13 protein-coding genes, 4 tRNA genes and 1 rRNA gene are annotated in these 17,104 nt (G+C 40.4%); 16 read left to right on the top strand and 2 right to left on the bottom strand.

The genetic code is table 11. The annotated features are described in order from the left end of the window. Positions 1 to 90 precede the first annotated feature (90 nt). From proA to IHV77_RS03155, 8 genes are all read left to right on the top strand, one after another. A complete protein-coding gene (gene proA, locus IHV77_RS03190) occupies positions 91 to 1,344 on the top strand; it encodes a glutamate-5-semialdehyde dehydrogenase (protein ID WP_194812701.1) in 1,254 nt (417 codons plus the stop codon). A gap of 378 nt (positions 1,345 to 1,722) precedes the next feature. Next, the gene (locus IHV77_RS03185; protein WP_194812700.1) at positions 1,723 to 2,376 is read left to right on the top strand and encodes a hypothetical protein; all 654 of its coding nucleotides are present in this window, start codon (positions 1,723 to 1,725) and stop codon (positions 2,374 to 2,376) included. A gap of 39 nt (positions 2,377 to 2,415) precedes the next feature. Continuing rightward, on the top strand, positions 2,416 to 3,261 hold the full coding sequence (gene araC, locus IHV77_RS03180) for an arabinose operon transcriptional regulator AraC (RefSeq protein ID WP_194812699.1): 846 nt from the start codon (positions 2,416 to 2,418) through the stop codon (positions 3,259 to 3,261). Between the two features lie 166 nt (positions 3,262 to 3,427). Further along, on the top strand, positions 3,428 to 4,402 hold the full coding sequence (locus tag IHV77_RS03175; protein WP_194812698.1) for a substrate-binding domain-containing protein: 975 nt from the start codon (positions 3,428 to 3,430) through the stop codon (positions 4,400 to 4,402). Between the two features lie 60 nt (positions 4,403 to 4,462). Next, positions 4,463 to 5,953 carry a sugar ABC transporter ATP-binding protein gene (locus IHV77_RS03170; protein ID WP_194812697.1) on the top strand — a complete coding sequence of 497 codons (1,491 nt, stop codon included), beginning with the start codon at positions 4,463 to 4,465 and terminating at the stop codon, positions 5,951 to 5,953. Then, entirely contained in the window at positions 5,937 to 6,890 is a 954-nt protein-coding gene (locus IHV77_RS03165; protein ID WP_194812696.1) for an ABC transporter permease, read from the top strand. The genes IHV77_RS03170 and IHV77_RS03165 overlap by 17 nt, the downstream gene beginning before the upstream one ends. Positions 6,891 to 6,899: 9 nt before the next feature. Then, entirely contained in the window at positions 6,900 to 7,838 is a 939-nt protein-coding gene (locus IHV77_RS03160) for an ABC transporter permease (RefSeq protein ID WP_194812695.1), read from the top strand. A gap of 11 nt (positions 7,839 to 7,849) precedes the next feature. Beyond that, the gene (locus IHV77_RS03155; protein WP_194812694.1) at positions 7,850 to 9,442 is read left to right on the top strand and encodes a xylulokinase; all 1,593 of its coding nucleotides are present in this window, start codon (positions 7,850 to 7,852) and stop codon (positions 9,440 to 9,442) included. A 77-nt stretch (positions 9,443 to 9,519) separates the two neighbouring features. On the opposite strand, the gene IHV77_RS03150 is transcribed toward IHV77_RS03155, so the two are convergent. After that, complete coding sequence (locus IHV77_RS03150) at positions 9,520 to 10,182, bottom strand: trimeric intracellular cation channel family protein (protein ID WP_194812693.1); 663 nt, start codon at positions 10,180 to 10,182, stop codon at positions 9,520 to 9,522. A gap of 202 nt (positions 10,183 to 10,384) precedes the next feature. Between IHV77_RS03150 and IHV77_RS03145 the strand changes: the two genes are divergently transcribed. Together IHV77_RS03145 and IHV77_RS03140 are read left to right on the top strand one after the other, a co-directional pair. After that, positions 10,385 to 11,188, top strand: a complete 804-nt coding sequence (locus IHV77_RS03145; RefSeq protein WP_194812692.1) for a hypothetical protein — start codon at positions 10,385 to 10,387, stop codon at positions 11,186 to 11,188. Further along, the gene (locus IHV77_RS03140) at positions 11,170 to 12,054 is read left to right on the top strand and encodes a DMT family transporter (protein WP_408635276.1); all 885 of its coding nucleotides are present in this window, start codon (positions 11,170 to 11,172) and stop codon (positions 12,052 to 12,054) included. The genes IHV77_RS03145 and IHV77_RS03140 overlap by 19 nt, the downstream gene beginning before the upstream one ends. Positions 12,055 to 12,189: 135 nt before the next feature. On the opposite strand, the gene hemL is transcribed toward IHV77_RS03140, so the two are convergent. Further along, positions 12,190 to 13,473 (bottom strand): glutamate-1-semialdehyde 2,1-aminomutase, encoded by a 1,284-nt coding sequence (gene hemL / locus IHV77_RS03135; RefSeq protein ID WP_194812691.1) that lies wholly within the window; start codon positions 13,471 to 13,473, stop codon positions 12,190 to 12,192. Between the two features lie 123 nt (positions 13,474 to 13,596). On the opposite strand from hemL, the gene wecA reads away from it, so the two are divergent. From wecA to IHV77_RS03105, 6 genes are all read left to right on the top strand, one after another. Continuing rightward, positions 13,597 to 14,661, top strand: coding sequence for a UDP-N-acetylglucosamine--undecaprenyl-phosphate N-acetylglucosaminephosphotransferase (gene wecA, locus IHV77_RS03130; RefSeq protein WP_194812690.1), 1,065 nt, complete (start codon positions 13,597 to 13,599; stop codon positions 14,659 to 14,661). Positions 14,662 to 14,834: 173 nt separating this feature from the next. Continuing rightward, positions 14,835 to 14,911, top strand: a tRNA-Arg gene (locus tag IHV77_RS03125). 30 nt (positions 14,912 to 14,941) lie between these two features. After that, a tRNA-His gene (locus IHV77_RS03120) sits at positions 14,942 to 15,017 on the top strand. A 19-nt stretch (positions 15,018 to 15,036) separates the two neighbouring features. Beyond that, positions 15,037 to 15,113 (top strand) — tRNA-Pro (locus tag IHV77_RS03115). Positions 15,114 to 15,287: 174 nt separating this feature from the next. Next, positions 15,288 to 16,821: ribosomal RNA gene (locus IHV77_RS03110) — 16S ribosomal RNA — on the top strand. A gap of 96 nt (positions 16,822 to 16,917) precedes the next feature. Next, positions 16,918 to 16,993: transfer RNA gene (locus IHV77_RS03105), tRNA-Glu, on the top strand. Positions 16,994 to 17,104: the final 111 nt, after the last annotated feature.

Below are 17,104 nucleotides of genomic sequence, written 5' to 3'. Positions count from 1 at the left end.
AAATCCTTGATCTTAACCATTCCACCTTCCCCATTTTTGCGATAAGCTACATGGCATTTCTTTTTTACAAATAAAGGCGGATAAAAGGGTATGTTAGAACAAATAGGGAAACAGGCCAAAGCAGCGGCATTTATTTTGGCACAATTAAATACGGCGCAAAAAAACCGTGCTTTGGGCATTATTGCGGATCAGTTAGAACAACAAGCAGAGCGTATTTTGCAGGAAAATGCTAAAGACATTGCACTTGCAAAGCAAAGCGGTTTGTCTGAGGCATTGATTGATCGCCTTTTGCTTACGCCTGAACGTTTACAAGGGATTGCTGATGATGTTCGTCATGTGGTTTCGCTTGCTGATCCTGTGGGTAAGATTGTGGATGGCGGCACATTGGATAGTGGGTTAAAAATTGAGCGCGTACGTACACCGATTGGGGTGATCGGCACGATTTATGAAGCGCGTCCTAATGTGACTATTGATGTGGCGAGCCTTTGCCTAAAAACCGGTAATGCGGTGATTTTACGCGGCGGCAAAGAAACTCGGTTTTCTAATAAAATTTTAGTGGATGTGGTGCAAAATGCTTTAGAGTTGGCAGGATTACCGAAATTTGCCGTACAAGCCATTACCGATCCGAATCGGGATCTTGTTATGCAATTATTAAAACTGGATCGCTATGTGGATATGATTATTCCTCGTGGCGGTGCTGGTTTACACGAGCTTTGTAAACAGCATTCCACCATTCCTGTGATTATCGGCGGAGTGGGCGTTTGCCATACTTTTGTTGAAGAAAGTGCGGATCAAAATCAGGCGCTTTTAGTGATTGATAATGCGAAAACACAACGCCCAAGCACTTGCAACACATTGGAAACCTTATTAGTACAGCATTCTATTGCAGAAATATTTCTGCCGAAATTGGTCGCACACCTTGCGCCGAAAAACGTGAAATATCACGCAAAATCAACCGCATTTGATATTTTAAAACAAACAGGTGCGACAGTGAGTGAAGTAACCGAGCAGCAATTACACGAAGAATGGGGATCGCTTGATTTGAATGTACTGGTTGTAGAAGATATTCACACAGCGATTGCACACATTCGTGAATACGGCACTCAGCATTCCGAAAGTATTTTAACCGCTTCACAAACCTTAGCCCGCCAATTTGTGAATCAAGTGGATGCGGCAGCGATTTATGTAAACGCCAGTACGCGTTTTACCGATGGCGGGCAATTCGGTTTAGGGGCGGAAGTGGCGGTGAGTACGCAAAAACTTCATGCACGCGGCCCTATGGGATTGGAAGCGCTTACCACCTATAAATGGGTGTGTGAGGGCGATTATACCGTAAGAAAATAACGATATTATTATGTAGCATCTGCACAAATCATTGTGAGGTACTGTTCGGCGAAGCCGTAACGCACCATTGTTAGCTTTAATGATGAAATGGTGCCTTACGCAGAGCTCAACGCCCTATCCAAAAATTATCTTTGTGAGACTGATAATATAATAGCGAAAATTTTAACCGCTCTTTGAGGTGTTTATTAATAAGTCACCATTATGTAGCTGTTGCACAAGATGAAAAGTAGGAGGGGGCAACTTGTTGCCTAGCATTGAAACGCCTTTTTGAATCAGTGGGCAAAAATTTACCCGCTCTACAAAATTGTTATTTAACAATATTTGTGCAACTGATACATAATAATGGTAATAAAGTGCGGTAACTTTGAGGAGAATTTTATGAAAAAACTTATTTCTTTATTTGTTCTTATTGGGGGATTAGTGGGGATTGCTTTTGTGCAGCCTTCTGCAACTTCTGATAATGCTGATGATGGCAAACGTAATCTTGTGGTGGAGATAGTGGCAAAGTATTTTCCTTTTGAAGCGGAAAAATTACTGGCTTGGTATGACAAAAATATTGTGTATGCGGATAATCCGACTGAGCAGATGATCACCTTCAAACTAGATGGTAAAGAAATTACCCTTGCAGCCCATCAAACGCAGAAAGTAATACTAGAACTGGGTAAACACAAATTACAACTTGCAGATGGCAAGACAATTGAATTGGAACAAAGAGAAGGCACGAATCGCTCGATTTTAAATCCGACCGGTTCGCCTTATTTCTTTTGGAAAACCGTTTATGGTTCGGTGAGCTTACCGATAGAGTACAAAATCATCAATATTGACGGCAAAACCTACGAAGGGCCTTTTGAAGTCAGTAATGAGTATTTTATCACCCGTATCGGTAACCACCCGTGGCGTTTTGGCTTGGATGAGCCCATTCCGGAAACCATTTCGGTAAATAATGATCGCAGCAATTACACGTTAATTTTCAACAAAGCCTATCGCCTACCTGATTTCATCAAGGCTTATCCAATGTTATCGGCACAATAACGCTTTTGATATATAAGCCAATATGTAGAAGGTCGGAGCATGAAAATCAATGAGATTGATTTAGCGGATTTAGGCGTGTTGTCGGGTATTACCCAAATTGAAAAAGGAAATTATTTGGACTTTGCCGTTGAATTTCCGGAAGGAATGAAGGGCTATATGCTTCAATTAACAACTTTTGGTAAAGGCTGTGTGTTTGATGGTAAGCATTTTTTCTCTGTGCAACGAGGACAAGTATTACTTTTTCAGCCTAATACTCTACACCATTATTATCGACAGCCGGAATCACAATATTGGCATTTTAAATGGATTTATTTTCATCCTAAACCTGCTTGGTTGAAATGGCTTAATTGGGCAAATAAGCGTGAAAATATTGGCAGCCTCTTTATTGATGAAATGAGATATTTTCAAGAAATCAGCCAGCTTTTTACTAAAGTTGCCTATGAGCTGGAATTTAATGACATATTAAAACAAGAAATCGCTTCCGGATTGTTGGAATATTTGTTGATGAAATGTGTCTCAATGGAGAATCTGAAAGAGGCATCGCCTGTTGATAGCAGAATATTAATGGTTTGTGACTTAATATTAGAAAATTTATCTCAAAATTGGAGTGTAGATTTTTTGGCTCAAAAAGTATTTTTATCCGAATCTCGTCTTTCACATTTATTTAAATATTCTTTGGGTGTCGGTTTAATTCAATGGCGGGAACAACAGCGTATCAGCGAAGCGAAAAAACTCCTTTATTTTTCTAATTTACCGATACATAAAATCGCCAAATCCTTAGGTTATGAGGATTCCCTCTACTTTTCAAAAATTTTCAAAAAACATACCGCTCTTTCTCCCTCTCAATTCAGAGCAAGTGAACAAAATCGTAAATCAGAAATGTGATCAGGATCTCATTTCATTTTTTATAGCGGATTTTTCCATATCCTTAACGGAAAGTTACCTATTTTTTTATAAGGAAAGCGTTAAGATTTCTTCAGCCTTAATTGTGGTGATTATGTGAATTAAATTAAGGTAAGAACCATCATTTATTTTTTATGAGGATAATCTTATGAAAACGCAAAACGTTAAAGGTTTTTTACTTTCCGGTCTTTTTAGTCTGATTTTCTGCGGTTCGGCACTCGCCGGAGATATTGTCAACATTTCTAAGATTGACGGTATGCCTTGGTTTAATCGTATGGCGGAAGGTGTTATTCAGGCAGGTAAAGATAATAATATCAATGCCTATCAGGTTGGACCGTCTAATACGGATGCTCCGCAGCAGGTGAAATTAATTGAGGATTTGATCGCCAAAAAAGTGAGCGCCATTTCGATTGTACCTAATGATGCGAGTGCTTTGGAACCCGTATTAAAAAAAGCCAAACAAAACGGCATTGTTGTTTTAACCAATGAGTCGGTAGGGCAACCTAGCGCAGATTGGGATATTGAAATTATTGATAATGCTCAGTTTGCTGCGGATTATGTGGAAGAAGTGGCAAAATCCTTAGGAGGAAAAGGCGGTTATGTGATTTATGTCGGGAGTTTGACGGTTCCGCAACATAATTTATGGGCGGATCTTTTCGTGAAATACCAAAAAGAACATTATCCGGATATGTTTGAAGTGACCAGTCGAATGCCGGTTGCAGAAAATATTAATGATGCCCGCAGAACGACGATTGATTTGGTTAAAGCCCATTCTGATTTGAAAGCCGTGGTGTCTTTTGGCTCTCAAGGCCCTATTGGTGCCGGTTTGGCGGTTAAGGAAAAACGTTTAAAAGGTAAATTGAACGTATTCGGAATGATGATTCCTTCACAGGCAGCTTCTTTAATTAAAAGCGGTAATATTACAATGGGTATTACCTATGATCCTGCCAATGCAGGTTATGCTTTGGCTACCGTTGCTGCAAAAGTGTTAAATGGTGAGAAAATTGAAGAGGGTTTAGCGATTCCTAATATCGGTAAAGCAAAAGTCGATACGGATAAAAAATTACTACAGTTCCACAACGTGCTTAAAGTCACTAAGGAAAACATTGATAGCCTATATTAATACTCACCAATATGGGTTCATATAGAACCCATATTCCAATATTCTATTTTCGGAGGTGCTATGCCTTTTATTTCAATGCGAAATATCAATAAAACCTTCAATGGTATCAAGGCCTTAAATCAGGTGGAGCTTTCTCTTAATTATGGCGAAGCGCTTTGTATTGCCGGTCAGAACGGCTGTGGTAAATCCACCTTGATTAAAATTTTATCCGGTGTTTACCAACCTGATAGCGGGGCGGAAATTATTATTGGTGCGACTCCTTATCAAAAATTAACTCCCGAAGAATCCGTTGCTAAAGGTATTCAAGTCATTTATCAGGATCTATCGTTATTTCCAAATTTAACCGTTGCCGAAAATATAGCGATGGGTGCTTATCGCCGCTTTGGTTGGGTGGATCAAAAAAAGATTCGTTTGATTGCAAAACAAGCGATTGACAGCATCAATGCGGATCTAAATTTAGATGATATCGTAGAAAATTTATCAGTTGCTAAACAACAATTAGTGGCGATTTGTCGGGCATTGGCTCAAAACGCAAAGTTATTAATTATGGATGAACCCACGGCATCTTTGACGGCAAAGGAGGTAAATCATCTATTAAATATTGTCGTTCATTTAAAAAGTAAGGGAATTAGTATTATTTTTGTGAGCCATCGTCTTAAAGAAGTGATGGAAGTTTCCGATACGGTATTGGTGCTTAAAGACGGCAATATGATCGGGAAATATCCTATTAAAGGAATGACTGAAAAACGCTTAGCCTTTCTAATGACGGGAATAGAAATTCATAAAGTGCGGTTAAATTTTCCGGACTTTTCACAAATTCCGACCGTACTTGAAGTTAAAGATCTTAGCTTGAATCATCAATATCAACACATCAATTTTACCCTTAGAAAAGGTGAAATTCTCTCATTGGTCGGTTTATTGGGCGCAGGGCGAACAGAATTATGTTTAAGTTTATTCGGCATTACTCAACCGACAAGGGGTGAAATTTATTTAAACGGGGAGAAAATCACGTTGCATTCAAATCGGGAAGCAATAAGTAAGGGGATCGCCTATGTTTCTGAAGATCGAATGAATATCGGGCTTATTATGCAGGAATCCATTCATCACAATATGATTTCAACGGTATTTAAAAATATTGCCAATTCTGTCGGTGTTATATCTAGGAAAAAGTCCCGGCAGTTAAGCTCTACATTGATCGAGGCCTTAAAAATAAAAGCACCGAATATTGATTTACCTGTTAATACATTATCAGGCGGTAATGCACAACGGGTTTCAATTGCTAAATGGTTAGCCGGTGATCCGCAAATTATGATTTTGGATGCGCCTACTATTGGTGTTGATATTGCGAATAAAGAAGGAATTTTCCAAATAGTTCATGCTCTTGCCAAGAAAGGTATTTCCGTCATTTTTGTAACCGATGAAATTGAAGAAGCCTATTATTATAGTCATCGAATATTAGTGATGAAGAAAGGTAATATTGCCGCTGAGTTTATACCTTCAAGTTGTACCGAACAGGAAATTGAGGATCTTGTGTATGAAAAATCAGAATAACCGAATACTCCTTATGACTCTCATTATTTTAGGAGTATTTTTAAGTATATTCACACAACATTTTTTATCTATCGAAAATATTTATGATGTACTCAATAACTATTCCATATTAATGATCTTAGCTTGTGGTTTATTTGTAGTATTAATTTCCGGAGGGATTGATATTTCCTTTCCGGCAATGACGATTATTGCACAATATGTCATGATTTCTCTTATTCAACAATATGATGTGGGGTTAATTGGCGTATTCACCATTTCAATTATTGTTGGCGTATTATTAGGAATGATTAATGCTGTGATTGTTTATAAACTTAATGTTCCGTCTATTATTATCACGATTTCAACATTAAATATTTTCTATGGCGGATTGTTATATATTACAAAAGGAACTTGGCTATATGATTTCCCTGACTGGTTTCAACAAGAAATAATTGTTTTTAAACAGGTTAGTTCTGATGGAATCGAATACGGTTTGTCTTTTCAGGTAATGGTTGCATTAGCGGCAGTGTTATTAACGGCAATAATTACGAATAAGCTCACTATCGGAAGAAAAATTTATGCCTTGGGAGGAAATAAAGAAGCTGCATCAAGAATCGGATTTAATTTATTTCGTTTACACCTTTTTGTATACGGATATATGGGATTAATGTCGGGACTTGCCGGTGTCGTGCAATCTTATACGGTACAATCGGTTGCGCCGGATTCTTTATTAGGCTATGAATTAACGGTTTTAGCTGCAGTGGTATTGGGCGGAACTAACTTATCCGGCGGAAAAGGAACGTTATCAGGCACAATTATGGGCGTAATATTATTAGCGTTAATTCAGAATGGACTTAATTTATTGAATATATCTTCTTATTGGCAAATGGTAGTTACCGGCTGTATTATCATTTGGAGTATCAGTACTACCGCATTTTTTCAGTATCGGAATAAATAGGGGGAATAGATGAAACAACATTCTAATAATACAATAAAATATCTCTGCTTATTATTTTTATTGGCTATTTCAATATTTAGCATCTTAATTCCAGATGTTTTTTGGTCGGTCGATAATTTTCAGTCCATGGCATCACAAATTGCTATCTTAGGTATTTTAACATTAGCTATGGCAATAACAATGCTAACCGGGGGGATTAATTTATCCATTATTGCAACAATGAATGCCTGCGCTTTAATTATCGCTTATTTTATTAAACAAGATAGCCTGAGTTATTGGGTAATAGGTATTGGGTTAAGCATCTTATGTGCAGTTTTTATCGGATTGGTTAATGGTGGGTTGATTTCGGTAATTCGTGTTTCGCCGATACTTGCGACATTGGGGACAATGACGTTAATTAACGGTTTAAATATTTTATTAACGGATGGATCTACTATTGCTAATTTTCCTATCGGCTTTCTTGATATTAGTTCTGGCGATTTATTTTTTGTACCGATCCCATTAATTATCTTTTTGATATTAGCATTATTCATTTGGTTTATATTAGAAAAAACAACCTTAGGTAAAGCGGTTTACTTTATTGGAAATAATGAAAAAGCGACATTTTATTCTGGTATCAATACCTCAAAAGTGATTGTGAGCGTTTATATTATTTCTTCATTATTATGTATTTTTGCCGCTGTTTTAATGATGTCGAAACTCAATTCGGCAAAAGCCTCTTATGGCGACTCTTATTTACTTATTTCTATTTTGGCAGCGGTGCTGGGAGGAGTCGATCCGGATGGAGGTAAAGGTAAATTAGTCGGTATATTAATCGCATTGATATTATTGCAGGTTATTGAAAGCGGTTTAAATATGTTGGGTATCAGTAGTTATATGACAATGATACTATGGGGTGGTTTATTGATTTTATTTATCTTTTTACAGAAATATCCTTTATTTAAATAGGAAATCAGAAAATGCAGAATGAAAAAAATTTAATTGAATCGGGAAATATTATCATCGGTATTGAATTGGGTTCTACACGGGTAAAAGCCGTGTTGATTGATCAAGAGGGGGCAATTTTAGCGACAGGCGGGGCAGATTGGGAAAATCGGCTGATCAATAATATTTGGACTTACCATCAGCAAGAAATTTGGTCAACGCTTCAAGCCGCTTTTTATGATCTGCAAATGACGGTAAAAGAAAAGTATCGCACGCTAATCAAGCAGGCCCAAGCTATCGGGATTAGCGGAATGATGCATGGCTATTTAAGCTTTGATTCGGAAGGAAATCAACTGGTTCCGTTTAGAACTTGGCGTAATAATATTACTTCCGTAGCTTCAGAAAGATTAACAGCACTTTTTCAATACCCGATTCCGCAACGTTGGAGTATCGCTCATTTGTATCAGGCAGTATTAAATCAAGAGCCTCACTTGGAAAAGCTGGATTATTTAACGACTTTGGCGGGTTATGTTCATTGGAAATTAACGGGAGAAAAAGTTTTAGGGATTGGCGATGCCTCAGGAATGTTTCCGATTAATGTAGAAGAAGCCCGCTATGATCAGGAAATGATAAATCGGTTTAATCAATTGATTCGACATAAAAGCTATGCTTGGGAAATACAAGATATTTTGCCTCAAGTTAAAATTGCAGGAAAAACGGCAGGAAAATTGACCGCACTTGGGGCATCATTACTTGATCCTACCGGCAATTTACAATCCGGAATTGTATTTTGTCCGCCTGAGGGGGATGCCGGAACCGGAATGGTGGCGACAAATTGTCTAAGAGAGAAAACCGGTAATATTTCCGCCGGTACCTCAGCTTTTGCGATGATCGTGTTAGAAAAAGCCTTATCAAAGGTTTATCCTGAATTGGATATTGTTACGACACCTTCAGGCAAATTGGTCGCAATGGCTCACGCACAAAACTGCACGTCCGATATAAATGCTTGGGTGAGCCTTTTCGGAGAATGTTTGCAGACGTTTGGTGTAAGAATTTGCACCGAAGAACTTTATGAAACGCTTTTCTTGCAAGCGTTACAAGGAGATTCTGAATGCGGCGGTTTACTTTCTTACGGTTTTTATTCCGGTGAACATAACGTGGGATTATCCGAAGGTTGTCCGATATTTTTACACCCGACCAATGCTAAATTTAATTTGGCAAATTTTATGCGAGTTCACCTTTACACTGCATTTGGTGCAATGAAATTAGGCATGGATATTTTATTACAGCAGGAAAAAGTGAGCATTACACGCATTTTAGGACATGGCGGTATCTTTAAAACGGAAAATATTGCTCAACAAATTTTGTCTTCTGCCCTGAATATTCCCCTGGCAACGATGAATACGGCATCAAACGGCGGGGCGTGGGGGATTGCGTTATTAGCCAGTTTTTTGATGAAAACCGATCATTATTCTTTAGAAGAATATTTAGATAAATGTATTTTTAACCAAGTTGAAATGAAGTTGGTTTACCCTGAAAAAGCAATAACGGAAGGCTATCAGCAGTTTATTGAACGCTACAAACAGGGGATTCCGGTTGTTCAATCCGCTATTGAGCGGTTAGCCTGATAGCAAGTAAAGGTGATGTTGGGAGATCCTTTCCCAAAAATACGTTTTTAACCTTTGCATTACGATTCATCGTCTTTTTATTTCGTTTTCTTCGGTAATTTATCTTGTTGATCAGGGCTGAGTTCTTGGTAGTTAAACACGGGTAAGCCCCATTCAAAGCGGATTGCGAGCAATCGTAGGGTGAAGCTGCTGATTAAGGTGATTAACACGGAAAGCGTGTGCTCTATTTGCAGTGTGGTTAAGCCTAAATAGGTGAGCGTGGCGAATAGGGAAACACTGGCATAAAGTTCTTTTTGAAAGACGAGCGGAATGCGATTGCAAAGCATATCGCGTAATACGCCGCCGAACGCACCGGTGATACAACCTGCAATGCAAATGATGGTGATACCGTGTCCCATATCCAAGGCGATTTGTGCACCGATAATGGAAAAAACCACTAAGCCCATTGCATCCAATACTAAGAAAATCGTGCGGAAGTAGCGCATAAAGTGATTAATGAAAGGGGCAACGTAAACGGTGATGATGGCGGCACTAGCGACAATTAGAAAATATTCAGGGTGTTTTACCCAGCCCAAGGGATAATGCCCCAATAATACATCACGTACAGAACCGCCCCCGATAGCCGTGACGGAAGCGATGATTATCACACCGAAAATATCCATTTTTTCCCTACCGGCGGCCAGTGCGCCGGTCATCCCTTCGGCAGTAATACCTATAATGTATAAGATGCTGAGTAACATTGATGTTCCTTACTTATAAAGTGCAGTTGAAATTATAACGTGAGTTAAATTTAAAAATCTCAATAAGCATTGTTGCGCCTTGGTACACTTATGTGTCCAATTTTCGGCTTACGCCTTTAATTCACTATGTATTCATTCTACTTTAAAAACAGGTGGATTTTTAGCATAATGGCGCATTATTTTTTCACCTATTTTCATCATTATGTCAGAACAATCTTCAAAATCTCTTGCGCTACTGCTTTCGCTGTTTTCAGTAGGAATGGTACTTGCAATCGATCTTTTTATGTTTTCTTTATCATCGCAATCTAAAGCGATTTCTCATTTAAGTTTTGGCGTATTAACGGCACAGTTGATTGCCTTACTCGTGTTTTATAAAGGCGAGATTTGTCCGGGGCAGCGTGGACGGTTGATAAAGGTAAATTTAGCCTTTGCCTTATACTGGGTGGCTTGGCTCATTATCAGTCTTTTGCCGAATTATAAGGGTACGCTTGCGACGGTGATGGCAGTGTGCGGTTTATCTGTGGTCTATTTTATTTGGAAACAGCCGAAAACAGAAAAAATTCGCAATAGCTTTTTATTAATGGCAACTTTGATAGCGGGCTTAGGAATGTTGAGTTATTTCATTTCATTAAGTTTGTTGCCGTTTTCTTTATTTGCCGAATATAACCCTGTCGCTCCTATTTTAGCCGGTGTGCTTCTTGCTAATTTTATGCTTGTTATTGCACGAAGTCGCTTGCAAGGTTTTATCGCATTATTACCTTTGGCAATGATTGTATTGCTTGCCTTAAATGCCTTGGCGATCTTTGTTTTCTTACTCATAAAGGGCTTAGAAAGTGCGGTCAATTTTGAAAGTCTTTTGGCTTATGGGATCTATTTTATTTGCCATTTTATTATTGCCGGAATTTTAGTGCTGCACAGCATAAAAAAATGGACGTTAAACGCCAATAGCTTATTTATTTTGTTGTTTATTGCGGCGTGTTTACCTTTATGGATGGAGTTTATTTAATGGAACGACAGTCTTACGCAGCCCCCATTTTAGTTATCGGCTGCATTTTATTCGGTTTAGGGAGCTTGATTGTTAAATTCGTACCGGTTGGCGGTTATGCAATTGCTTTTTGGCGGTTATTTATTGCAACAGGTATTTTCTGGTTTTTGATGAAATTAAAACATCAACATTTTCCGAAAAATAAAAAGGCGATTTTTTATGCCGCTCTTTCCGGTATTTTTCTCGCTTTTGATCTCGCCTTTTGGCATGAAAGTATTTATACCGTGGGACCGGGAATTTCAACATTACTTAATAGCTTACAAATTTTTTGTTTAGCCGCTATAGGATTTGTGTTTTTTTCAGAAAGACAAAGTAAATTACAGTTATTAAGCTTGCTTCTTGCCGTGGCGGGAGTCGGCTTAATTGCCGGCGAGGAATTGCAACACAACATTGATGGTATTTACGGCATTGTGATTGGTTTTGCCTCAGCTGTGATGTTGGCGGCGTCAATGGTAATGATAAAAAACGTTCACCAGGAAGAACCCACCGATTTATTTCCTTTAATGTTAATTATTAGCTTGAGCGGCGCGGTGGTGTTGATTGTTCCTTCGTTAATCTTTAACCCGATGAATCTTTACCCGACCACTTGGGCTGATTGGGGATTGATTGTAATTTATGGTGCGGTGATGCAATGTGTCGCTTGGGGAATGATAGCTTATACTATTCCATTACTTTCTTTAGGATTAACGGGATTATTGCTGTTAAGTGAGCCTGTGGCGGCATTGCTGATTGATTATTTTTATTTACACAAAGTTATTAACGCTTGGCAATGGTTAGGAGCTGCTTTAACTCTATTTGCGATTTATTTAGGTTCCGTTAAACGATAAAAAGTGCGGTCAATTTTGGGGGAATTATGTCTAATGAGAGGAGGGAAACCATAATTGGTATTCATTGATAAAAATTACAACAATTTTAATGAGATAAAATTATAGGACGCCAGCATAGCGTCCTTACACATCATGTTATTTCATTTCCCCGAACACCATATCCGCTACCGCTAAAGTGCGGTCAATATCTTCATCGGAATGAGCAAGGGACATAAATCCGGCTTCAAAGGCACTTGGTGCAAGATACACGCCGTTTTCCAGCATTTTATGGAAGAACAGATTGAACGCTTGTACATCGCATTTCATCACATCTTGGTAGGTTTCCACTTTTTCTTGTTTGGTGAAGAAAATACCGAACATTCCGCCCACATATTGTACACACAACGGAATGCCGTGTTTATCTGCAAGGGCTTTAAAGCCTTCGGCAAGTTTGGCGGTTTTGGTCGATAGTTGTTGCTCGTTGCCAGCTTGTTTGAGTTCGGTTAAACAGGCGATACCGGCAGCCATTGCGATAGGATTACCTGAAAGCGTTCCGGCTTGGTAAACAGGGCCTGTCGGTGCAAGATATTCCATCACGGCTTTTTTTCCGCCCACCGCTCCCACAGGCATACCGCCTCCGATAACTTTGCCAAGGGTTGTCAGATCCGGCGTAACGCCATAATAAGACTGTGCACCTGCAAGAGCGACACGGAAACCTGTCATTACCTCATCAATAATAAAAAGTGCACCGTATTGATCGCAAAGTTCACGTAATCCTTGCAAAAAGCCTTCTTTAGGTGGAATACAGTTCATATTACCGGCAACGGGTTCAATGATCACGCAGGCGATGTCGTTCGGAAATTGTTCAAACAAGGCTTTGACGGAATCTAAATTATTGTATTCTGCGGTAAGCGTGTGTTTGGCAAAGTCTTCCGGTACGCCCGGGGAGCTGGGTTGTCCAAGAGTTAATGCTCCGGAACCGGCTTTTACTAAAAGTGAATCCGAATGTCCGTGGTAACAGCCTTCAAATTTGAGGACTTTATCTCGTTGGGTATAGCCCCTTGCCAAACGAATTGCGGTCATTGTCGCTTCCGTGCCGGAACTTACCATTCGTACCATTTCAATGGAGGGGACAAGTTCGCATACGAGTTCTGCGAGCTCAATTTCTAAAGGAGTAGGCGCGCCGAAACTTAAACCGTTTTCTGCGGTTTTAAGTACGGCGTTCAGAATAGCAGGGTGATTGTGTCCTAGAATCATCGGTCCCCAAGAGCCGACATAATCAATGTATTTTTTGTTATCGGTATCATAGATGTAAGCACCTTGTGCTTTTTGTATGAAAACAGGTGTGCCGCCTACACCTTTGAAAGCGCGAACCGGAGAGTTTACACCTCCGGGGATAATTTCTTGGGCACGGGAAAAAAGTGCGGTTGAATTTGTCATAGTTTTTCCTTAAATGTAAAAATGTAATTATTGTACTGAAAAATGCCGACTTTGTTAAAAATATCTTTCTTGCTAAATTTTCCTTGTGCTATGCTTTGCAAAAAAGCTGAAGGTCAACTTCTTATGTTAAGTCTTATTGTTACTTTTTTAGGGGCGTTTCTCACACTGATTGTTATGCGTCCTATTGCAAACCGAATCGGTTTGGTGGATAAACCGAATTATCGTAAACGTCATTCAGGGGCGATTCCTCTTATTGGCGGCGTGTCGCTTTTTATGGGAAATCTTTGCTATTACCTTATGGAATGGGAGCAACTTCGTCTTCCTTATTTGTATTTATTTAGTATTTTCGTGTTGCTTGCTATCGGTATTTTAGATGATCGTTTTGATATCAGCCCGTTTTTGCGCGCAGGAATTCAAGCGGTATTAGCGATTTTGATGATTGATTTGGGGAATGTTTATCTTGATCATTTAGGGCAAATCTTAGGTCCGTTCCAATTAACATTGGGATCAATCGGCTTGATCATCACCGTATTTGCGACTATTGCGATTATTAACGCCTTCAATATGATTGATGGAATTGATGGATTGTTAGGAGGGTTATCCTGTGTTTCTTTTGCCGCCATTGGTTTTTTGATGCTCCGTGACGGACAAATGGATATGGCGTATTGGAGTTTCGCATTGATCGCTGCAATTTTGCCTTATTTAATGCTGAATTTAGGGATTCCGTTTGGTGTGAAATATAAAGTATTTATGGGAGATGCCGGTAGTACGTTGATTGGATTTACTATTATCTGGATTTTATTACTTAGTACACAAGGAAAAGGGCATCCTATGAATCCTGTAACCGCACTTTGGATTATTGCAATTCCTTTGATTGATATGGTGGCGATTATTTATCGCCGTTTACGTAAAGGCAAAAGTCCGTTTCGTCCCGACCGTTTACATGTTCATCATCTAATGGTACGTGCGGGGTTGAGTTCTCGTCAAGCATTTGTTTTGATTACTTTTGTTTCTGCCGTTTGTGCGATGATAGGTATTCTCGGCGAGATTTATTATGTAAATGAATGGGCGATGTTTGTTGGTTTCTTCATTCTTTTCTTTCTTTATGTTTATTCTATTACAAGAGCGTGGCGAATTACTCGTTGGGTGAGACGAGTAAGAAGAAGATCAAAACGCACGAAGCGATAAAGAGCAGCAAAAAGGAGGAGGTAATATTCTCCTTTTTCTTTTTATCAAATACAGAATATTTATAAAATCTATACAAATTGAGCAAAAAATTATCTCTTAAAAAAAAATTACAAAAAAGTGCTAGACAAGGTATTTTGAAATCATTAATATACGCCCCGCAACGACGCAGCAACGCGTTCGTAGCTCAGTTGGATAGAGCGTTGGCCTCCGGAGCCAAAGGTCGCAAGTTCGAATCTTGTCGAGCGCGCCAGGTCAGTGCAAAATGAAAACGAAGTCTGTGGTGGCTATAGCTCAGTTGGTAGAGCCCTGGATTGTGATTCCAGTTGTCGTGGGTTCGAATCCCATTAGCCACCCCATCTTTATATAAGATGATGTCGGCGAGTAGCGCAGCTTGGTAGCGCAACTGGTTTGGGACCAGTGGGTCGTAGGTTCAAATCCTATCTCGCCGACCAGTTTTTTGCTCTTTAACAATGTATCAGACAATCTGTGTGGGCACTTGTTGATTGACTTGTTTAAAATAATTTTTAATTTTGAAGTCTTAATAGGTGCTTAACTTGAGATTCATTTTTACCTTATTTTTCAAGGTGAATAATTTTTTAGTCAGTATTTATTGAGCGATTGAACTTGAATTGAAGAGTTTGATCATGGCTCAGATTGAACGCTGGCGGCAGGCTTAACACATGCAAGTCGAACGGTAGCGGGAAGGAGCTTGCTTCTTTTCGTGAGAGTGGCGGACGGGTGAGTAATGCTTGGGAATCTGGCTTATGGAGGGGGATAACTACTGGAAACGGTAGCTAATACCGCGTAATGTCTATGGACTAAAGGGGGCGTTTGCTCTTGCCATAAGATGAGCCCAAGTGGGATTAGGTAGTTGGTGGGGTAATGGCCTACCAAGCCTGCGATCTCTAGCTGGTCTGAGAGGATGGCCAGCCACACCGGGACTGAGACACGGCCCGGACTCCTACGGGAGGCAGCAGTGGGGAATATTGCGCAATGGGGGGAACCCTGACGCAGCCATGCCGCGTGAATGAAGAAGGCCTTCGGGTTGTAAAGTTCTTTCGGTGATGAGGAAGGGATTGTGGTTAATACCCACAGTCATTGACGTTAATTACAGAAGAAGCACCGGCTAACTCCGTGCCAGCAGCCGCGGTAATACGGAGGGTGCGAGCGTTAATCGGAATAACTGGGCGTAAAGGGCACGCAGGCGGCTATTTAAGTGAGGTGTGAAATCCCCGGGCTTAACCTGGGAATTGCATTTCATACTGGGTAGCTAGAGTACTTTAGGGAGGGGTAGAATTCCACGTGTAGCGGTGAAATGCGTAGAGATGTGGAGGAATACCGAAGGCGAAGGCAGCCCCTTGGGAATGTACTGACGCTCATGTGCGAAAGCGTGGGGAGCAAACAGGATTAGATACCCTGGTAGTCCACGCTGTAAACGCTGTCGATTTGGGGATTGGGCTTTAAGCTTGGTGCCCGTAGCTAACGTGATAAATCGACCGCCTGGGGAGTACGGCCGCAAGGTTAAAACTCAAATGAATTGACGGGGGCCCGCACAAGCGGTGGAGCATGTGGTTTAATTCGATGCAACGCGAAGAACCTTACCTACTCTTGACATCCTCAGAATCCGATAGAGATATTGGAGTGCCTTTGGGAACTGAGAGACAGGTGCTGCATGGCTGTCGTCAGCTCGTGTTGTGAAATGTTGGGTTAAGTCCCGCAACGAGCGCAACCCTTATCCTTTGTTGCCAGCGACTTGGTCGGGAACTCAAAGGAGACTGCCGGTGATAAACCGGAGGAAGGTGGGGATGACGTCAAGTCATCATGGCCCTTACGAGTAGGGCTACACACGTGCTACAATGGCGTATACAGAGGGAAGCGAGGCAGCGATGCGGAGCGAATCTCACAAAGTACGTCTAAGTCCGGATTGGAGTCTGCAACTCGACTCCATGAAGTCGGAATCGCTAGTAATCGCGAATCAGAATGTCGCGGTGAATACGTTCCCGGGCCTTGTACACACCGCCCGTCACACCATGGGAGTGGGTTGTACCAGAAGTAGATAGCTTAACCGTAAGGGGGGCGTTTACCACGGTATGATTCATGACTGGGGTGAAGTCGTAACAAGGTAACCGTAGGGGAACCTGCGGTTGGATCACCTCCTTACCTATAGCGAGCGATAGCAAGTGTTCACACAGATTGGCTGATGGATTGTAGACAAAAGAGAGCAGAAAAGATTAAGTAAGAGTATCTTTAATTGATGTCCCCATCGTCTAGAGGCCTAGGACATCGCCCTTTCACGGCGGTAACCGGGGTTCGAATCCCCGTGGGGACGCCAATTAAAGATAACTTTAACGGGAAATCTTATTGTTCTTTAACAAATTGGAAACAAGCTGAAAAACTGAAGAGACTTCTGTCGGGGCGAAAGCCCTGAGACAAGCAAGTCTGA

This window comes from Rodentibacter haemolyticus, from assembly GCF_015356115.1.
In the GTDB taxonomy this organism is placed as follows: domain Bacteria; phylum Pseudomonadota; class Gammaproteobacteria; order Enterobacterales; family Pasteurellaceae; genus Rodentibacter; species Rodentibacter haemolyticus.
The sequence above is the reverse complement of the archived record's forward strand: the minus strand, read 5'-3'. Positions and strand labels throughout refer to the sequence as shown.

What these genes read in the sequence shown, in the direction of transcription:
- proA (WP_194812701.1), top strand. Translation starts at nt 91, where the DNA reads ATGTTAGAACAAATAGGGAAACAGGCCAAAGCAGCGGCATTTATTTTG.
- IHV77_RS03185 (WP_194812700.1), top strand. Translation starts at nt 1,723, where the DNA reads ATGAAAAAACTTATTTCTTTATTTGTTCTTATTGGGGGATTAGTGGGG.
- araC (WP_194812699.1), top strand. Translation starts at nt 2,416, where the DNA reads ATGAAAATCAATGAGATTGATTTAGCGGATTTAGGCGTGTTGTCGGGT.
- IHV77_RS03175 (WP_194812698.1), top strand. Translation starts at nt 3,428, where the DNA reads ATGAAAACGCAAAACGTTAAAGGTTTTTTACTTTCCGGTCTTTTTAGT.
- IHV77_RS03170 (WP_194812697.1), top strand. Translation starts at nt 4,463, where the DNA reads ATGCCTTTTATTTCAATGCGAAATATCAATAAAACCTTCAATGGTATC.
- IHV77_RS03165 (WP_194812696.1), top strand. Translation starts at nt 5,937, where the DNA reads ATGAAAAATCAGAATAACCGAATACTCCTTATGACTCTCATTATTTTA.
- IHV77_RS03160 (WP_194812695.1), top strand. Translation starts at nt 6,900, where the DNA reads ATGAAACAACATTCTAATAATACAATAAAATATCTCTGCTTATTATTT.
- IHV77_RS03155 (WP_194812694.1), top strand. Translation starts at nt 7,850, where the DNA reads ATGCAGAATGAAAAAAATTTAATTGAATCGGGAAATATTATCATCGGT.
- IHV77_RS03150 (WP_194812693.1), bottom strand. Translation starts at nt 10,182, where the DNA reads ATGTTACTCAGCATCTTATACATTATAGGTATTACTGCCGAAGGGATG.
- IHV77_RS03145 (WP_194812692.1), top strand. Translation starts at nt 10,385, where the DNA reads ATGTCAGAACAATCTTCAAAATCTCTTGCGCTACTGCTTTCGCTGTTT.
- IHV77_RS03140 (WP_408635276.1), top strand. Translation starts at nt 11,170, where the DNA reads ATGGATGGAGTTTATTTAATGGAACGACAGTCTTACGCAGCCCCCATT.
- hemL (WP_194812691.1), bottom strand. Translation starts at nt 13,473, where the DNA reads ATGACAAATTCAACCGCACTTTTTTCCCGTGCCCAAGAAATTATCCCC.
- wecA (WP_194812690.1), top strand. Translation starts at nt 13,597, where the DNA reads ATGTTAAGTCTTATTGTTACTTTTTTAGGGGCGTTTCTCACACTGATT.